16 protein-coding genes and 1 tRNA gene are annotated in these 15,418 nt (G+C 71.4%); 10 read left to right on the top strand and 7 right to left on the bottom strand.

Features of this window, described 5'->3' with window-relative positions:
- Positions 1–40 precede the first annotated feature (40 nt).
- A complete protein-coding gene (locus tag FB465_RS15385; RefSeq protein WP_145791184.1) occupies positions 41–628 on the top strand; it encodes a lytic polysaccharide monooxygenase auxiliary activity family 9 protein in 588 nt (195 codons plus the stop codon).
- An 88-nt stretch (positions 629–716) separates the two neighbouring features.
- Here the strand turns inward: FB465_RS15385 and FB465_RS15380 are convergent, their stop codons facing one another.
- Positions 717–896, bottom strand: a complete 180-nt coding sequence (locus FB465_RS15380; RefSeq protein WP_145791183.1) for a hypothetical protein — start codon at positions 894–896, stop codon at positions 717–719.
- Between the two features lie 159 nt (positions 897–1,055).
- Positions 1,056–1,736, bottom strand: a complete 681-nt coding sequence (phoU, locus tag FB465_RS15375) for a phosphate signaling complex protein PhoU (RefSeq protein WP_145791181.1) — start codon at positions 1,734–1,736, stop codon at positions 1,056–1,058.
- Positions 1,737–2,036: 300 nt separating this feature from the next.
- Here phoU and FB465_RS15370 point away from each other — a divergent pair, with 300 nt between their 5' ends.
- Together FB465_RS15370 and phoP are read left to right on the top strand one after the other, a co-directional pair.
- Positions 2,037–3,338: a sensor histidine kinase gene (locus tag FB465_RS15370; RefSeq protein ID WP_145791179.1), complete on the top strand. Its 1,302-nt coding sequence runs from the start codon at positions 2,037–2,039 to the stop codon at positions 3,336–3,338.
- Positions 3,335–4,030 carry a two-component system response regulator PhoP gene (gene phoP / locus FB465_RS15365; protein ID WP_145791177.1) on the top strand — a complete coding sequence of 232 codons (696 nt, stop codon included), beginning with the start codon at positions 3,335–3,337 and terminating at the stop codon, positions 4,028–4,030. The genes FB465_RS15370 and phoP overlap by 4 nt, the downstream gene beginning before the upstream one ends.
- 68 nt (positions 4,031–4,098) lie before the next feature.
- On the opposite strand, the gene FB465_RS15360 is transcribed toward phoP, so the two are convergent.
- Positions 4,099–4,764, bottom strand: coding sequence for a DUF461 domain-containing protein (locus FB465_RS15360; protein WP_145791176.1), 666 nt, complete (start codon positions 4,762–4,764; stop codon positions 4,099–4,101).
- A gap of 464 nt (positions 4,765–5,228) precedes the next feature.
- Here FB465_RS15360 and FB465_RS15350 point away from each other — a divergent pair, with 464 nt between their 5' ends.
- The 6 genes from FB465_RS15350 (at position 5,229) to FB465_RS15325 (ending at position 11,685) form a co-directional block, all read left to right on the top strand.
- Positions 5,229–5,711 (top strand): CarD family transcriptional regulator, encoded by a 483-nt coding sequence (locus FB465_RS15350; protein ID WP_030244332.1) that lies wholly within the window; start codon positions 5,229–5,231, stop codon positions 5,709–5,711.
- 345 nt (positions 5,712–6,056) lie between these two features.
- Entirely contained in the window at positions 6,057–6,842 is a 786-nt protein-coding gene (gene ispD / locus FB465_RS15345; RefSeq protein WP_145791174.1) for a 2-C-methyl-D-erythritol 4-phosphate cytidylyltransferase, read from the top strand.
- Positions 6,832–7,323, top strand: coding sequence for a 2-C-methyl-D-erythritol 2,4-cyclodiphosphate synthase (gene ispF / locus FB465_RS15340; protein ID WP_145791173.1), 492 nt, complete (start codon positions 6,832–6,834; stop codon positions 7,321–7,323). Before ispD ends, ispF begins: the two co-directional genes overlap by 11 nt.
- Before the next feature lie 110 nt (positions 7,324–7,433).
- Complete coding sequence (gene cysS / locus FB465_RS15335) at positions 7,434–8,825, top strand: cysteine--tRNA ligase (RefSeq protein ID WP_145791171.1); 1,392 nt, start codon at positions 7,434–7,436, stop codon at positions 8,823–8,825.
- 138 nt (positions 8,826–8,963) lie between these two features.
- Positions 8,964–9,959, top strand: coding sequence for a 23S rRNA (guanosine(2251)-2'-O)-methyltransferase RlmB (gene rlmB / locus FB465_RS15330; protein WP_145791169.1), 996 nt, complete (start codon positions 8,964–8,966; stop codon positions 9,957–9,959).
- A gap of 166 nt (positions 9,960–10,125) precedes the next feature.
- A complete protein-coding gene (locus tag FB465_RS15325) occupies positions 10,126–11,685 on the top strand; it encodes a DoxX family protein (protein ID WP_145791167.1) in 1,560 nt (519 codons plus the stop codon).
- Positions 11,686–11,785: 100 nt separating this feature from the next.
- Here FB465_RS15325 and FB465_RS15320 read toward each other — a convergent pair whose 3' ends face one another.
- The 3 genes from FB465_RS15320 to FB465_RS15310 all read right to left on the bottom strand — a co-directional run bounded on the left by FB465_RS15320 (position 11,786) and on the right by FB465_RS15310 (position 14,361).
- Entirely contained in the window at positions 11,786–12,553 is a 768-nt protein-coding gene (locus tag FB465_RS15320; protein ID WP_145791165.1) for a nucleotidyltransferase family protein, read from the bottom strand.
- Between the two features lie 97 nt (positions 12,554–12,650).
- Entirely contained in the window at positions 12,651–13,088 is a 438-nt protein-coding gene (locus FB465_RS15315; RefSeq protein ID WP_145791163.1) for a hypothetical protein, read from the bottom strand.
- A 181-nt stretch (positions 13,089–13,269) separates the two neighbouring features.
- Positions 13,270–14,361 (bottom strand): ABC transporter ATP-binding protein, encoded by a 1,092-nt coding sequence (locus FB465_RS15310; protein ID WP_145791161.1) that lies wholly within the window; start codon positions 14,359–14,361, stop codon positions 13,270–13,272.
- 320 nt (positions 14,362–14,681) lie between these two features.
- Here FB465_RS15310 and FB465_RS15305 point away from each other — a divergent pair.
- Positions 14,682–14,755, top strand: a tRNA-Thr gene (locus FB465_RS15305).
- Between the two features lie 79 nt (positions 14,756–14,834).
- Here the strand turns inward: FB465_RS15305 and FB465_RS15300 are convergent.
- Positions 14,835–15,368: an isochorismatase family protein gene (locus tag FB465_RS15300; protein ID WP_145791160.1), complete on the bottom strand. Its 534-nt coding sequence runs from the start codon at positions 15,366–15,368 to the stop codon at positions 14,835–14,837.
- Positions 15,369–15,418 lie beyond the last annotated feature (50 nt).

Here is a 15,418-nt window from a genome sequence, read left to right as displayed (position 1 = left end):
CCCATGCGCTCGCCCGTGGGCGAGCGGCGGAAGGAGCACCATGCGCAAGCGTCGTATCCTCGCGGCGGTCGCGGCGGCCCTGGCCGTCCCGCTCGCCACCGCGCTTCCCGCCCAGTCGCACGGCTGGATCTCCACCCCGCCGAGCCGCGCCGCCCTGTGTGCGGCCGGGACGGTCGCCGACTGCGGCGACATCCAGTGGGAGCCGCAGAGCGTCGAGGGCCCCAAGGGCTTCCCGGCGCTCGGCCCTGCCGACGGCACCCTCTGCGCCGGCGGGAACAGCAGGTTCGCCCAGCTCGACGACCCGCGCGGCGGGAACTGGCCGGCCACCAAGGTGACGGAAGGTCAGAGGCTCACCTTCACCTGGAAGTTCACGGCGCGGCACGCGACCACGTCGTTCCGCTACTTCCTCACCAAGCCCGGCTACAACGCCGCCACCAAGCTGACCCGCAGCAACCTGGACACCACGCCGTTCCTCACCGTTCCCTACAACGGAGCCCGGCCGCCGAGCACCCTCAGCCACACCGCGACCCTCCCGGCCGGCCGGAGCGGGCACCAGCTGGTGCTTGCGGTCTGGGAGATCGCCGACACCGGGAACGCCTTCTACTCCTGCATCGACGTGACCTTCTGACCGGTCGGCCGGACCGGCGGGAAACAACCGTCGGCCGGGCGCCCCTGCCAGGAACAGGGGCGCCCGGCCGACGGCGGTTGCCGGTGGATCAGTGGCCGCCGCAGCAGCCTCCGCTGGCGCCGCCGCACTGGCACGGCGCGCCGGCCTGGCAGCCACAGCCGCAGCCGGGGCCGCACCCGCAGCCTGCGGCGAGGATCGGCAGCAGCGCAGGTGCGGGTGGCTCGGTGGCGCTCGCGGGTGGGTTGGTCGGGGTCAGGGTTGCCTTCATGGTGCTGGGCCCTCCTCGTTCCGGGCACACGTCGGTGTGCCTACCCCTTGAGTGAAGCCCCGCCGATGACGGGGCGTCAACGGGCGCGCGGGTGCGGGCGCACGACACCTCGTGCGCCCCCGACCCCGCTCCGAACCCCCAGCCCGCTCCGCCGCCCGCCTACTCGGCCGAGGCGGACTCCGCCGCGGCGACAAAGTCGCCCGCGTGCTCACCGGTCACCAGGAACACCACGCGCTTGGCCACCGACACCGCGTGGTCGGCGAAACGCTCGTAGTACCGGCCGACCAGGGTCACGTCCACGGCCGTCTCGATGCCGTGCTGCCAGCGGTCGTCCAGCAGGTGCGAGAACAGCTCGCGGTGCAGCGCGTCGATCGCGTCGTCGTCCCGCTCCAGCTCCAGCGCGGCGTCCACGTCCTTGGTGGCGATCACCTGGCCGGCCTTGGACACCAGGCGCTGGGCGAGCTGTCCCATCTCCAGGACGATCGGGTGCAGGTCGTTCGGCACCGCGGTCTCGGGGAAGCGCAGTCTGGCCACCTTGGCGACGTGCCGGGCCAGGTCGCCACAGCGCTCCAGGTCGGCGCTCATCCGCAGCGAGGTGACCACGATCCGCAGGTCGGTCGCGACCGGCTGCTGGCGGGCCAGCAGGTCGATCGCCCGGTTCTCCAGGTCGTGGTGCAGGGCGTTGACCTTGTCGTCCGCGGCGATCACGCTCTCCGCCAGCGCCAGGTCGGCGTCGAGCAGCGCGGTGGTGGCCCGGCCCATGGCCGAACCGACCAGCCGGGCCATCTCGACCAGGCCGTCGCTGATCGAGTCGAGTTCCTCGTGGTACGCGTCGCGCATGCTGCTCTCTCTCCTCAGTAGCTGTGTCGGTGGCGGTGCCGACCGGCCCCTCCGCACTCCCGTGCGGACGGCCGCTGCTGGTGGCGCGAATCGTACGCGCGCCCAGGAGCCCACGGCAGGTGTACGCCGCCGGCCCCAACCCCACACGGGCTGCACCAGCCACACTGGGCCGTCCGAGCGACCACGCACGACCCCTGCAGTGAACCGGTGGAAACCTGAAGGTGAATTCTCGGCAACGCGCGGCCGATCCCTTGATCGCACCCTGGGGGCAGGCCGACGCGATGCGCTTACGCTGGCCACATGGACGTGAATGTGGCCGCCGCCGCTGCCTGCGCCATAGCCGGGCTCGGCGTCGGTCTCACGGCCGCCATCGCCTTCCGCTGGAGCGAGCGCGAGCAGGCCAGGGGTAGCAGCGGCAGCAAGACGGGTAAGAACGGCAAGGGCAGCAGGACTGCCGCCAGCAGCGTGCCGGCGCAGGAGCCTCCGCTCCCGCCCGGCGTGGACACCGTGCTCTCGGTGCTCCGCTCCTGCGCGATCGTGCTGGGCGAGGGCGACGAGGTGGTCAAGGCCAGCTCCGCCGCGTACGCGATGGGCCTGGTCAGGGGTGGTGCGATGGCCGTCGAGCAGATGCTCTCGCTGGCTCGGGCCACCCGCCGCGACGGCGAGATCCGCCAGGTCGAGCTGGAGGTGCCCCGGCCGGGTGTCGCCCGTGCCGCCGAGCCGCTCGCGGTCTCGGTACGCGTCGCCCCACTGGGCTCCCGTCTGGTCCTCGTCCTGGTCGAGGACCTCACCGAGCGCCGCCGGGTCGAGGCCGTCCGCCGGGACTTCGTGGCCAACGTCAGCCACGAGCTCAAGACCCCGGTCGGTGCGCTCTCCCTTCTCTCGGAGGCCGTCGCCGACGCCTCCGACGACCCCGAGGCCGTTCAGCGCTTCGCGGGCCGGATGCAGATCGAGGCCACCCGCCTCGCCAGCCTGGTCCAGGAGATCATCGACCTGTCCCGGGTCCAGGACGACCAGCTGATGATCGACCCGGAGCCCGTCCCGGTCGACGAGCTGATCGCCGAGGCCATCGACCGCTGCCGCCAGCCGGCCGCCGCCAAGCAGATCCACATCGCCGCGGGCGGCATCGGCGGCCTCTACCTGCACGGCAACCGGGGCCAGCTGGCCGCCGCGCTCGGTAACCTGGTCGAGAACGCCGTCAACTACAGCCCGCCCCGGACCAGGGTGGCCATCGCCACCCGCCGGATCTCCAGCGCCGCCGCCCTCGGCGAGGCCGACGGCGAGCTGATCGAGATCTCGGTGACGGACCAGGGCATCGGCATCTCCGAGAAGGACCGCGAGCGGATCTTCGAGCGCTTCTACCGCGTGGACCCGGCCCGCTCCCGGGCCACCGGCGGAACCGGCCTCGGCCTCTCCATCGTCAAACACGTGGCCGCCTCGCACGGCGGCACCGTGTCGGTATGGAGCGTCGAGGGCCAGGGCTCCACCTTCACCGTACGGCTCCCCGCCGGGCAGGCCCCGACGGAACGTCAGCCGGAACTCCCCCTGACCGCATCCACATCAGCCGCAAACCCCCATCCTGCCCCGGAGGCCCGATCGTGACCCGAGTACTGGTGGTCGAGGACGAGGAGTCGTTCAGCGACGCCCTCTCGTACATGCTCCGCAAGGAGGGCTTCGAGGTGGCGATCGCCGCCACCGGCCCCGACGCGCTGGAGCAGTTCGAACGCAATGGCGCCGACCTGGTGCTGCTCGACCTGATGCTCCCCGGCCTGCCCGGCACCGAGGTCTGCCGCCAGCTCCGGGTCCGGTCCAACGTCCCGGTGATCATGGTCACGGCCAAGGACAGCGAGATCGACAAGGTGGTCGGCCTGGAGATAGGGGCGGACGACTACGTCACCAAGCCCTACTCCACCCGCGAGCTGGTCGCCCGGATCCGGGCGGTGCTGCGCCGCCGGGGCGAGGACGGCAACGGCAACGCGGACGGCGGCGGCCCCGGCGCGCTCGAGGCCGGCCCGGTCCGGATGGACGTCGACCGGCACGTGGTCACGGTGGACGGCGCCAAGGTCGACCTGCCGCTCAAGGAGTTCGACCTGCTCGAGATGCTGCTGCGCAACGCGGGCCGGGTGCTGACCCGGATGCAGCTGATCGACCGGGTCTGGGGCGCCGACTACGTCGGTGACACCAAGACCCTGGACGTCCACGTCAAGCGCCTGCGGGCGAAGATCGAGCCGGACCCGGGCGCGCCGCGCTACCTGGTCACCGTGCGTGGCCTCGGCTACAAGTTCGAGCCGTAAACCGCCGGCGGTAAGCGGCGGAGCGTGCGAAGGGCCCCTGCCGGGCAGGGGCCCTTCGCACATCCACGTCAGTGCGTGGCCGTGGCGGAGGCGCTCGCCGAGCCGCTCGCGGTAGCACCGGCCGAGGCCGAGGTGGAAGCCGAGGCCGTGGCGGACGCCGAGGCGGAGGCCGACGGCGCGACCGAGGCCGTGGCCGACGGCAGAGCCGTCACCTCGGAGCCGCCCGGGCCGTAGGCCGCGTAAGGACCCTTGGCCGGAAGGACCTGGGCCTGGGTGCCGACCTTGCCGGCCTTGGCGAAGGAGAAGGAGGTCGGAGCGAAACCGCCGACCGTCAGGGCCGCCGAGCTCAGGTGCGCGACCGGCTGGCCCTCACCGCCGAGCAGCACCGAGCCGCCCGCCGGGATGACGATCTCCGACAGCGGAGCGCCCTTGTCGGTGGTGAAGGTCGCGGTGGAGCCCTCGCCCACGGTGATGGACTGCAGGGTCTCGGGCGAGGTGCCCGAGTTGCTGATGTTGACCGTGACGTTCGCCGGGCCGGTCTGTTCGGCGGCGGTGTCGGCCTTGGTCACCACCACGATGTTGTTGAGCTTGAGGTCGTTACCGATCGACGTCGACGCGTTGTCCGGCGTGACCGCCAGCGTGTCGGGAGTGTTCCCGGCGGCGCAGGCGGACAGCGGGACGATCGCGGCGAGGACGAGGGCGGCGATGGCGCCGCGTCGAAGGCTGCGGCTCACGGCGGCGGCTTCTCCTTGGATCACGTGTCGGGTGGTCAGGGCTCAGATTACCGACCGCACTTATCCGCTTCTCACGGGGTGGCCCCGTGTCGCGTACCGACTGAAACTGCCGAGCCTTGCCGCCCACGAACGACACACCCGGCGGACCCCGTGCCGTGCGAGGTTCCGGAGTGGGACCGGAGCCGGGCCGGGCGCGGGAACGGACCAAGATCGGATCACGAACCGGTCACGGCCGGATATGCGGCGAAAACTCAAGATCCAATCATGGTTTCGGCAGTGTTGCCACAGGTTTCGTCGGGTGCACGCACCGCCTCCGACCTGCGAGAAGCCTTCGTCGAACACCGGTCGCAGCACGTCATGGGGGTGCTTGTCAAGCCCCGAGACCCGCCCTGACCTGCGAAAACGCCCTTCGGGTGCGCCGAAAAGCGTGTTATTCTGGAAAGCCACGGAAGGGGTCCTGTCACATGACGTTCAAGGTTGGCGACACGGTGGTCTACCCCCATCACGGGGCCGCGCTGATCGAGGCCATCGAAATTCGCCAGATCAAAGGTGTGGACAAGACCTACCTGGTGCTGAAGGTGCAGCAGGGAGACTTGACGCTGCGCGTGCCCGCCGAGAACGCAGAGTTCGTCGGCGTGCGTGACGTAGTCGGCCAGGAGGGTCTGGACCGGGTCTTCGAGGTGCTGCGTGCACCGTACACCGAGGAGCCCACCAACTGGTCCCGCCGCTACAAGGCGAACCTCGAGAAGCTCGCTTCTGGTGACGTTATCAAGGTCGCCGAGGTTGTGCGCGACCTTTGGCGTCGCGAGCGTGAGCGCGGTCTGTCGGCCGGTGAGAAGCGGATGCTCGCCAAGGCGCGGCAGATCCTGGTCAGCGAACTCGCGCTGGCCGAGAACACCAACGAGGACAAGGCGGAGACGCTGCTCGACGAGGTCCTGGCCTCCTAGGCCCGATCCTCCCGGTCAGTCCGCAATGCCACAGCGCCCGATGTTGGTGCGTCATCACGGTCACGTACGTGCCCGGGTGATGCAGCAGCACCTCGGGCGCTTCGGCGTGTCCGGACGGTTCGGCATGTCCGGGTGCTTCGCCGCCTCGGCACGGCGCTTCGCCGTCTCGGCTCGGTTCGGCATGTCTGCACGGCAGGCGTCGCCGTACCGAGGATCGTGGACGGCGGCCGGTCCGGCGGGGTCGGTGCCTGGCCGTGCCTGGTCCACGCGGTTCACAGCAGGGTTGCAGAGGTCCACGGGCTAGCAGTTGGAAGGGATCCGTGCCGTGCACCCGTCGTGCACGCCATGGCCATACCCACTTCGCCGAAGGAGCGAAACCTGAACGCCACAGCAGCAGTCGCAGCAGCCGTCGTCCCCGCCGCCGGGCGGGGCGAGCGGCTCGGGCCGGGAGCCCCGAAGGCCCTGCGCGAACTCGGCGGGGTGCCCCTGCTGGTGCACGCCGTACGGGCGTTGGCGCGCAGCCGGGCCGTGGGCCTGGTGGTCGTCGCGGCTCCGCCGGACGGCGTGGCCGAGGTGGCCGCGCTGCTCGACAACCACGGGCTGGACGGCAAGGACATCCGGGTGGTGGCCGGCGGGGCGACCAGGCAGGAGTCGGTGCGCCTGGGCCTGGCGGCGATCCCGGCCGAGGTCGAGATCGTCCTGGTGCACGACGCGGCCCGCCCGCTGGTCCCGGTGGAGGTGGTGGACGCCGTCGCCGCGGCCGTCCGCGCCGGCGCCGAGGCCGTGGTGCCCGCCGTGCCGCTGGCCGACACGGTGAAGCGGGTCGAGCCGCAGGCCGGCGGCGGGCCCGAGCCAGTGGTGGACACGCCCGACCGGGCCACGCTGCGTGCAGTGCAGACCCCGCAGGGGTTCCGCCGCGAGGTCCTGCACGAGGTGCACGAGAAGGCCCTCGCCGAGGAGGCCTCCGGCGGTCTTCCGCCGGTCACCGACGATGCCGGGCTGGTCGAGCGATTCGGCGGCCGGGTGGTCGTGGTGCCCGGTCACGAGGAGGCTTTCAAGGTGACCCGCCCGCTGGACCTCGTCCTCGCCGAGGCCGTACTCGCCCGACGGAGGGCCTCCGATGGTTTCTGACCCGCTGGTCCCCCGCATCGGCATCGGCACCGATGTGCACGCCTTCGAGGCCGGCCGACCGCTCTGGGTCGCCGGTCTGGAGTGGCCGGACTCCGAGTTCGGCCTGGCCGGGCACTCGGACGCCGACGTCGCGGCGCACGCGGCCTGTGATGCGCTGTTCTCCGCCGCCGGGGTCGGTGACCTGGGCGCACACTTCGGCACCGACCGGCCCGAGTGGTCCGGCGCGTCCGGCGTGAAGCTGCTCACCGAGGCGGCCCGGATCGTCCGGGAGGCGGGTTTCGAGATCGGAAACGTCTCCGTTCAGGTGATTGGGGTGCGCCCGAAGGTCGGCAAGCGCCGGGCCGAGGCGCAGGCGGTGCTCTCCGCGGCGGTCGGTGCCCCGGTCTCCGTCTCGGGCACCACCACCGACGGACTGGGCCTGACCGGCCGGGGCGAGGGGCTGGCCGCGCTCGCGACGGCGCTGGTGTACGAACGGCGTTAGCCGAAGCGGAACATCCGGCGGGCGTCGGCCGTGGATATGGCCAAAGATGTGACGGCCCCCGTCCCCGAAAGGTGGCGGGGCACCCCCTGCCGCCCACTACGCTTGACGCTGTGAGCCTTCGCCTGTACGACACCAGCACCCGCCAGGTACGCGACTTCGTCCCGCTTGTACCGGGCTGTGTCTCGATGTACCTGTGTGGCGCGACCGTCCAGGCGGCCCCGCACATCGGACACATCCGGTCCAACCTCAACTTCGACGTGATGCGCCGGTGGTTCCTCTACCGCGGCTACAACGTCACCTTCGTCCGCAACGTCACCGACATCGACGACAAGGTGATCGCCAAGGAGCGCGAGCTCGGCACCCCGTGGTGGCAGATCGCGTACGAGAACGAGCGCGCCTTCAACGACGGCTACTCGGCGCTCGGCTGCCTGCCGCCGTCGGTGGAGCCGCGGGCCACCGGGCACATCCCCGAGATGATCGAGATGATGCAGCACCTCATCTCGAAGGGGCACGCCTACGAGTCCGAGGGCAACGTCTACTTCGCCGTCACCACGTTCCCGCAGTATCTCGGGCTCTCCAACCAGCGGTTGGAGAACCTCCTGCAGCCGGAGAGCGCCGGCGAGACCGGCAAGCGCGACAAGCGCGACTTCGCGATGTGGAAGCGGGCCAAGGAGGGTGAGCCCAGCTGGGACACCCCGTGGGGCCGAGGCCGTCCGGGCTGGCACCTGGAGTGCTCGGCGATGGCGCACAAGTACCTGGGCAAGGCCTTCGACATCCACGGCGGCGGGCTCGACCTGATCTTCCCGCACCACGAGAACGAGATCGCCCAGTCCAAGGCCTTCGGCGACGACTTCGCGAACTTCTGGGTGCACAACGCCTGGGTCACCATGAGCGGCGAGAAGATGAGCAAGTCGCTCGGCAACTCGGTGCTGATCTCCGAGATGGTGCAGCGCTGGCGCCCGATCGTGCTCCGCTACTACCTGGCCGCCCCGCACTACCGCTCGATGATCGAGTACAGCGAGGAGTCGCTGCGCGAGGCCGAGACCGGGTTCGCCCGGATCGAGGGCTTCATCCAGCGCGTGGTCGAACGCTGCGGCGCGGTCGACGCGGCGCCCGAGGTGCCGCTCGCCTTCGCCGAGGCGATGGACGACGACCTGGGTGTGCCGCAGGCGCTCGCGGTCGTGCACACCGCCGTCCGGCAGGGCAACAGCGCGCTGACGGCGGACGACAAGGAGAACGCGGTAGCGCGTCTGGCCGAGGTCCGTGCGATGCTCGGAGTACTGGGTCTCGACCCGCTCGACGAGCAGTGGGCCGGCGCCGACCGTGGTGACGACCTCCACGGCGTGGTCGACTCACTGGTCCAGCTGGTGCTGGAGCAGCGGCAGGCGGCTCGGGCCCGCAAGGACTTCGCCACCTCGGACGCCATCCGCGACCAGCTCACCCTGGCCGGACTGTCGATCGAGGACACCCCGTCCGGCTCCCGCTGGACGATCAACAAGTAGCGAGCAACCAACCAGTAACCCCTTGTGGTGAGGGGTGAGGGTGGGCCGTACCGGACCCGGTGCGGCCCTCCCGCATGACGCAGAGCATGTCGAAGACGGAATCGCCGTCGGGCGTGCGAGACAGAAGGAAGTACAGCCATGGCCGGCAACAGCGCACGCAGGAACCGACGCAACCCCGGATCGAAGAAGGGCGCGAGTGTCGGGACCGGCGGCCACAGCCGGAAGGCACTCCAGGGCAAGGGCCCGACCCCGCCCGGCGAGGCCCGCAAGGGTCACCCCAAGCAGCGCCAGGCGAACGCCGCGCTGAAGCGCGAGCGGGACGCCAAGGCCCGGGCCGGCATGCGCCGGGCCGGTGGCGGCGGCCGTGGCGGGCGCGGTGGCGCCGGCGCGGCCGAGCTGGTCTTCGGCCGCAACTCGACGGTGGAGGCGCTGCGCGGCGGCGTGCCCGCCACCGCGCTGTACGTCCAGCAGTTCATCGACATGGACGACCGCGTGCGCGAGGCCCTCCAGGCGGCGAACGAGCGGGCCATCCCGCTGATGGAGGCCCCGCGCCAGCAGCTGGACAACATGACCGGCCAGATGAACCACCAGGGCCTGGTGCTCCAGGTCCCGCCGTACGAGTACGCGCACCCCGAGGACCTGCTGGCGGACGCCGCGGACAACGCCGAGGACGCGCTGGTGATCGCGCTGGACGGGGTCACCGACTCCCGGAACCTGGGTGCCGTGGTCCGCTCCGCCGCCGCCTTCGGCGCACACGGCGTGGTGATCCCCGAGCGCCGGGCGGCCGGGATGACCGCGGGTGCCTGGAAGACCTCCTCCGGCGCGGCGGCCCGGCTGCCCGTGGCCCGTGCCACCAACATGACCCGCGCGCTGGAGGCGTACCAGAAGGCGGGCCTGACCGTGGTCGGCCTGGCCGCCGACGGCGAGGCCGAGATCGGCGACCTGGAGGCGCTGGCCGGTCCGGTCGTCATCGTGGCCGGCAGTGAGGGCAAGGGCCTGTCCCGGCTGGTCTCGGAGACCTGCGACATCCGCGTGCGGATCCCGATGCCGGGTGCCACCGAGTCGCTGAACGCCGGTGTCGCGGCGGGCATCGTGCTGTACGAGGCGGCGCGCCTGCGCGCCAAGCGCGGCTAGCACCTCCGCGCAGCTGGGACCCTCCGAAGGGCCCAAGTCGTCAGCAATTGTGAATGAACCGATCGGGCCTGTTCAGGCCCGATCGGTTTACTCATGATCACTTCAATACGCGCCGAGAATCCACCCGGGAGAGTGTCCTAACCGGCCGTCACCCGGTTAGACGGGTGTGGACACCAGAACACCTCGGCGCTTCGGGCAGGGCGGCACGGCGGGGATAGATTCCGACCCCGGCCTCAACACGATCAAGGTGCCGTCCGACCCGGCCAAGCTCAGCAGCACGCAGGCCAGCTTCCGGGTCAGACTCGCCGCCCCGGTGGCCCCGCTGATCGACACCCCGGCCGGAGCGGCATTCGGCGACCCGTACGGCATGCAGAGCTTCGTCTCCCGGCCGATGGTCACCCCGCAGGTCGTGGTGGCCGGCTCGGCCGTCCCGGCGCTCGCCGGGGTGGGCGCGGCGGCCGGCTCGGTCGCGGGCACCGCCCCGCGCCGCAAGGGGCGGGTCACGGCGGTGACCTGGACGGGCCAGGCGGCGCCCGGCGATGTGGCGGCCACTCAGCTGCTGGACGCCGTACGCCTCAACACCGTCCCCGCGCCCGCCGGTGCGCCTGGCGCGGCGGACGACACCCAGCAGCTGCCGCAGTACGGCAAGGCCGTGCCCAGGCAGCCCGGCTCGCCGGACCGGCCGATGGCCGAGGGCTGGAGCCCGAGTGGCGAGCTGCCCGAGATCTCGGCCATGGCGGCCGGCGAGTCCAGGCACGCCTGGTACCCCGGCCGGAAGGTCGACCTCGGCCTGGTGCTGCTGCCGCTGCGCGTGGTGCTCGGCTCGCTCGCCGTGTACGCCGGCTTCAGCAAGCTCTGCGACCCGGTGTACTTCGACGGCGGCGACCGTGGCTCGATGATGCGCTGGCTCGCCTCGCTGCACCCCTGGCGGGTCGCCCAGCCGCTGCTCGACTTCGCCATGGCACACCCCGTCGGGGCCGGGCTCGGTGTCGCGTTCACCCAGATCGTGGTCGGCGTGCTGACGATCCTCGGCCTCTGGCAGCGGGTCGCGGCGGGTGCGGCGATGATGCTCTCCGCCGCGCTGCTCTTCACGGTCAGCTGGCGGTCCGTGCCGGTCTACGACACCCCCGACCTGATCTTCCTGGCGGCCTGGAGCCCGCTGCTGATCGCTGGCGCGCCGTTCGCCTCGCTGGACGGCCGGATCGCCCTGGAGGCCTGGCGCAGGTACGGCTCCGCCGCGCCCGCCGCGCTGCGCCGACGGGTGCTCAGGCGGGGATCGGTGGTCACCGCGGTGGTGGTCGGGCTGACCCTGCTGCTCGGCTCGATGCTGGGCGCCGCGGTCCGTACGGGTGGCCGGCCGAACCCCGCGCCGAGCAAGCCGCCGACCGACTACGGCTCCCCGGTGTGGCCCGGCAACGGCCCGTCGCCCTCGCCGACGCCGAGCACCTCGCCCTCGCCCAGCGTCTCTCACTCGACGTCCCCGTCGCCCTCGCCGAGCAAGAGCGGGAAGGCCTCCTCGACCAGGTCGGAGAAGAGCACGGCCGGCTCCAGCGGTACCCCGGGCGGCTCGACCAGCGGCTCCTCGGGCCACAGCGGGTCGGGCAGCTCCTCGCCGAGGCCGAGCTCCAGCGGGGGCTCCGGCCTGATCGGCGGGGTGCTCGGCAGCGGTCCGCTGCTGGACCTCGGGATGGACCGGGGCGGCCGGGAGGAGAGCACCACGGCGTGAGCCTCTGACGGTTCGACGGAACGGCAGGAAGCCCTCTCACCGAGAGGGCTTCCTGCCGTTCCGCGCTTCGGGTGCTGCGCTACGCGATACTCCGGCTGCGCTAAGCGATGGTGGTGCGGCCCGCACCGGAGGCCAGCTCCTTGGCCGCCTCCGTGAGGTCCTTCGCGGTGTCGATGGCCCGCCAGTAGCAGCCCTGCGGCAGCTGGTAGCCGGCCAGCCGCTTGCTGCGGGCGAGCTGCGGGAAGGTGGTGCGCTCGTGGTCCCCGACGTCGGGCAGCAGCGCCCGGAACTCCGGGGAGAAGACGTACAGGCCCGCGTTGATGAGGAAGGGGGAGGGCGGGGACTCGATGAAGTCCAGCACGTTCCCGAACTGGTCGGTCTCCACGGCGCCCCAGGGGATCCGGGGCCGCGCCAGCGCCAGCGTCGCGATGGCGTCCCGCTCGTGGTGGAAGGCGGCCATGTCGCGGAGGCTGAAGCGCGTCCAGATGTCGCCGTTGGTGGCGTACCAGGGCTCGTCCGGGCGAGGGAGGGCCTGCGAGGCGTACTTGAGGCCGCCTCCGCGCCCGAGCGGCTCGGTCTCGACGACCGTGCGGACGTCGAGCGGGAGATCGGCCTTGTCGAGCCACTCCTGCAGCACCTCGGCCAGGTGGCCGCAGGAGATCACGACATCGGTGACGCCCTCCTCGGCGAGCCAGGCCAGCTGGTGCCCGACGATCGGGGTGCCCGTACCCGGAATCTCGACCAGCGGCTTGGGCCGGTCGTCGGTGTACGGGCGCAGCCGGGAACCCTGCCCGCCGGCCAGGATGACGGCCTGCGTGACGACGGGGGCTGCGGGCTGGGGGCGGTGGCTGGTGGAGTCAGCGGTCATAGCGAGAACAATAGGGTCCACGTGTCGTGGACCCCATGCTTCCCCGCTTCCCGGGTATCTCCGTGGGCCGGTAATCGTCCCCTGGTCCCCGCGAGCGTCAGCCGACGACGCCGGAGGCGAAGGACCCGTCGCAGACCGGGCGGGCGAAGGAGCGGGCCCGCTGGGCGTCGCCCTGGTACTTGCGGACGGCCGCCTTGCCGAGCTCGGAGGCGAGCGAGCTGCAGTACGGGGTCAGCGTGGGCTTCTCCCGCATGGTGCGCTCCAGCAGGTCGAGCGCGGTGCCCGGGTTGTGGTTGCGCAGCTCTTCCATCAGGTCGACGCGGAGGGCGTCCTGCGGCGCGAGCCCCTGGGTGTTGGTGCTCGCGGCGGAGCGGCCGATGGTCCCGTCCCCGCTGGACGCCGCGACCACCTGCTGGTCCAGCCCGGTCGGAGGGGCCCACGGGACGCGGGTGACGGCGAGCGTGCCGGTGGTCACCAGGATCACGGGCAGAGTGAGGGCAACGGTCTGGCCGATGCGGCGTACAAGCTGTTTCACGCTCAGGAGCGTAGCGCTGGGTTGGGTTTGAGTTGCACTCCGTTACCCCAACGAGTGAGTCGTGTCCTGGTTCGTCCCTTCGGCGTGTTGACGCGGGGACGCGAACGGGCCCTCGTCGGGGGGAATCCGACGAGGGCCCGGCAAGCTCGGGGGAGTTGTCGACTTGTCGACGGGACTGCCGTCAGGCGCTCAGACGGGCACCCGAGGAGGTCGAGAAGACGTGGGTCTCGCCGCCGGTCGGGACCACGTGGATGGTCTCGCCCTTCTGCGGGATCTGGCGGCCGTGGACGCGCACGACGATGTCCTTGTCGTCGCCGCTGATCTTGGTGGTGCCGTAGACGAAGCCGTCCGCGCCGAGCTCCTCGACCACGTTGACGGTGACCGCGACGCCGTCGATGCCGCCCGCCGGGACGATCTCGAAGTGCTCCGGGCGGATGCCGACGGTCACGGTCTTGTCGGTGCCCGCGCCGGCCAGCTCCTCGCGGGAGATGTTGATGACCGAGCCGCCGAACTTCACGCCGCCGTCGACCAGCGGGACCTCGACCAGGTTCATCGCGGGCGAGCCGATGAAGCCGGCCACGAAGAGGTTGGCCGGGCGGTCGTACATGTTGCGCGGGGTGTCGACCTGCTGGAGGAGGCCGTCCTTGAGGACCGCGACGCGGTCGCCCATCGTCATGGCCTCGACCTGGTCGTGGGTCACGTAGACGGTGGTGATGCCCAGGCGGCGCTGCAGGCTCGCGATCTGGGTACGGGTGGAGACGCGGAGCTTGGCGTCCAGGTTGGACAGCGGCTCGTCCATCAGGAAGACCTGGGGCTCGCGGACGATCGCGCGGCCCATCGCGACTCGCTGGCGCTGGCCGCCGGAGAGCGCCTTCGGCTTGCGGTCCAGGTAGTCGGTGAGGTCGAGGATCTTCGCGGCCTCTTCGACCTTGGTGCGGATCTCCGCCTTGTTGACGCCCGCGATCTTGAGCGCGAAGCCCATGTTGTCCGCGACGGTCATGTGCGGGTACAGCGCGTAGTTCTGGAACACCATGGCGATGTCCCGGTCCTTCGGCGGCAGGTGGGTGACGTCGCGGTCGCCGATGCGGATGGCGCCGCCGTTGACGTCCTCCAGGCCGGCCAGCATGCGGAGGCTGGTGGACTTGCCGCAGCCGGAGGGGCCGACCAGGACGAGGAACTCGCCGTCCTCGACGTGCAGCTCCAGGGCGTCCACGGCGGGCTTGGTGCCGCCCGGGTAGAGACGCGTCGCCTTGTCGAACGTGACAGAAGCCATGACTGTGTTCTCCTTCACCGGCAGGAACGTGCCGGACGATCCGAGTAAAGGGTCTGTTTTTCGGCGGCCGGTTCGCGTGTACGGATGGTCTGAACCACTCCACGAACCCACCTCGGGCGACGGTACCCGGACGTTCATCTGCTTGTCAGCCCCCAGGGTGGCCGAATTCGGCATCGGTCCGGTCACAACCGGGGCACCCGGCCCAAACCGGACGATTCGGCCCCGGCCTCCGCGTCTGCGCGATATCTGCCGCCACCACACCGTCCCCGCCCGGTAGACTTCCCCCGGTGCCGCCGTGGTCCGCCGCGGACGGCTACCGCGCCTCCTTAGCTCAGCTGGCCAGAGCAACGCACTTGTAATGCGTAGGTCGTCGGTTCGACTCCGACAGGGGGCTCAGGACTTGAAGAGCAGCAGAGCCCCGCACCGGGTCGGTGCGGGGCTCTGCTGCTGTTTGGCGCGGGAAGCCTGCGGGGTCAGGCCGGCTGGGCGGCGTTGATGCGGGCGACGGCTTCGGCGGCGGTGACGACCTCGCCGAAGTGGGGGAAGTTGTGGCTCACCGAGAGGTCGTGTTCCTCGGGGGTGAGGGCGGCCATGGCGTCGCCGGCGAAGAGCAGGCGGTAGCCGTGGTCGCGGGCGGCGCGGGCGGTGGACTCGACGCCGAGGTTGGTGGTGATGCCGGCGAGCACCAGGGTGGTGATGCCGCGCTGCTTCAACTGGGCGTGCAGGGTGCCGTCGTGGAAGCCGCCGAAGGTTCGCTTGGTGACCAGGAGGTCGGTGCTGTCGAGCAGGTCGTCCACGAGTTCGCTGCCCGGCGGCTGCTCGTCCACGTCGGGACGGTGCACCTGGACGACGGCGACGGTTGCGCCCGCCTTGCGGTAGGCCTGAGCGAGGCTGCGCGAGACCTCGACCACCTCGGCACCCGTCCGCGGGGTCAGCGGCAGCGCCGCGATGCGGGTCTGGAGGTCGATGAGGACGAGTGCCGTGCGCTGGGGGTCGAGTGCGGTCACGGCCTCCACAGTACACAGCCGATGAGAGGCCGTCAGATCGGTGTGCGAGG

Origin of the sequence: Kitasatospora atroaurantiaca (assembly GCF_007828955.1) — a bacterium.
Taxonomy (GTDB): Bacteria; Actinomycetota; Actinomycetes; order Streptomycetales; family Streptomycetaceae; genus Kitasatospora; species Kitasatospora atroaurantiaca.
This window is presented reverse-complemented; position numbering and strand designations above follow the sequence as displayed.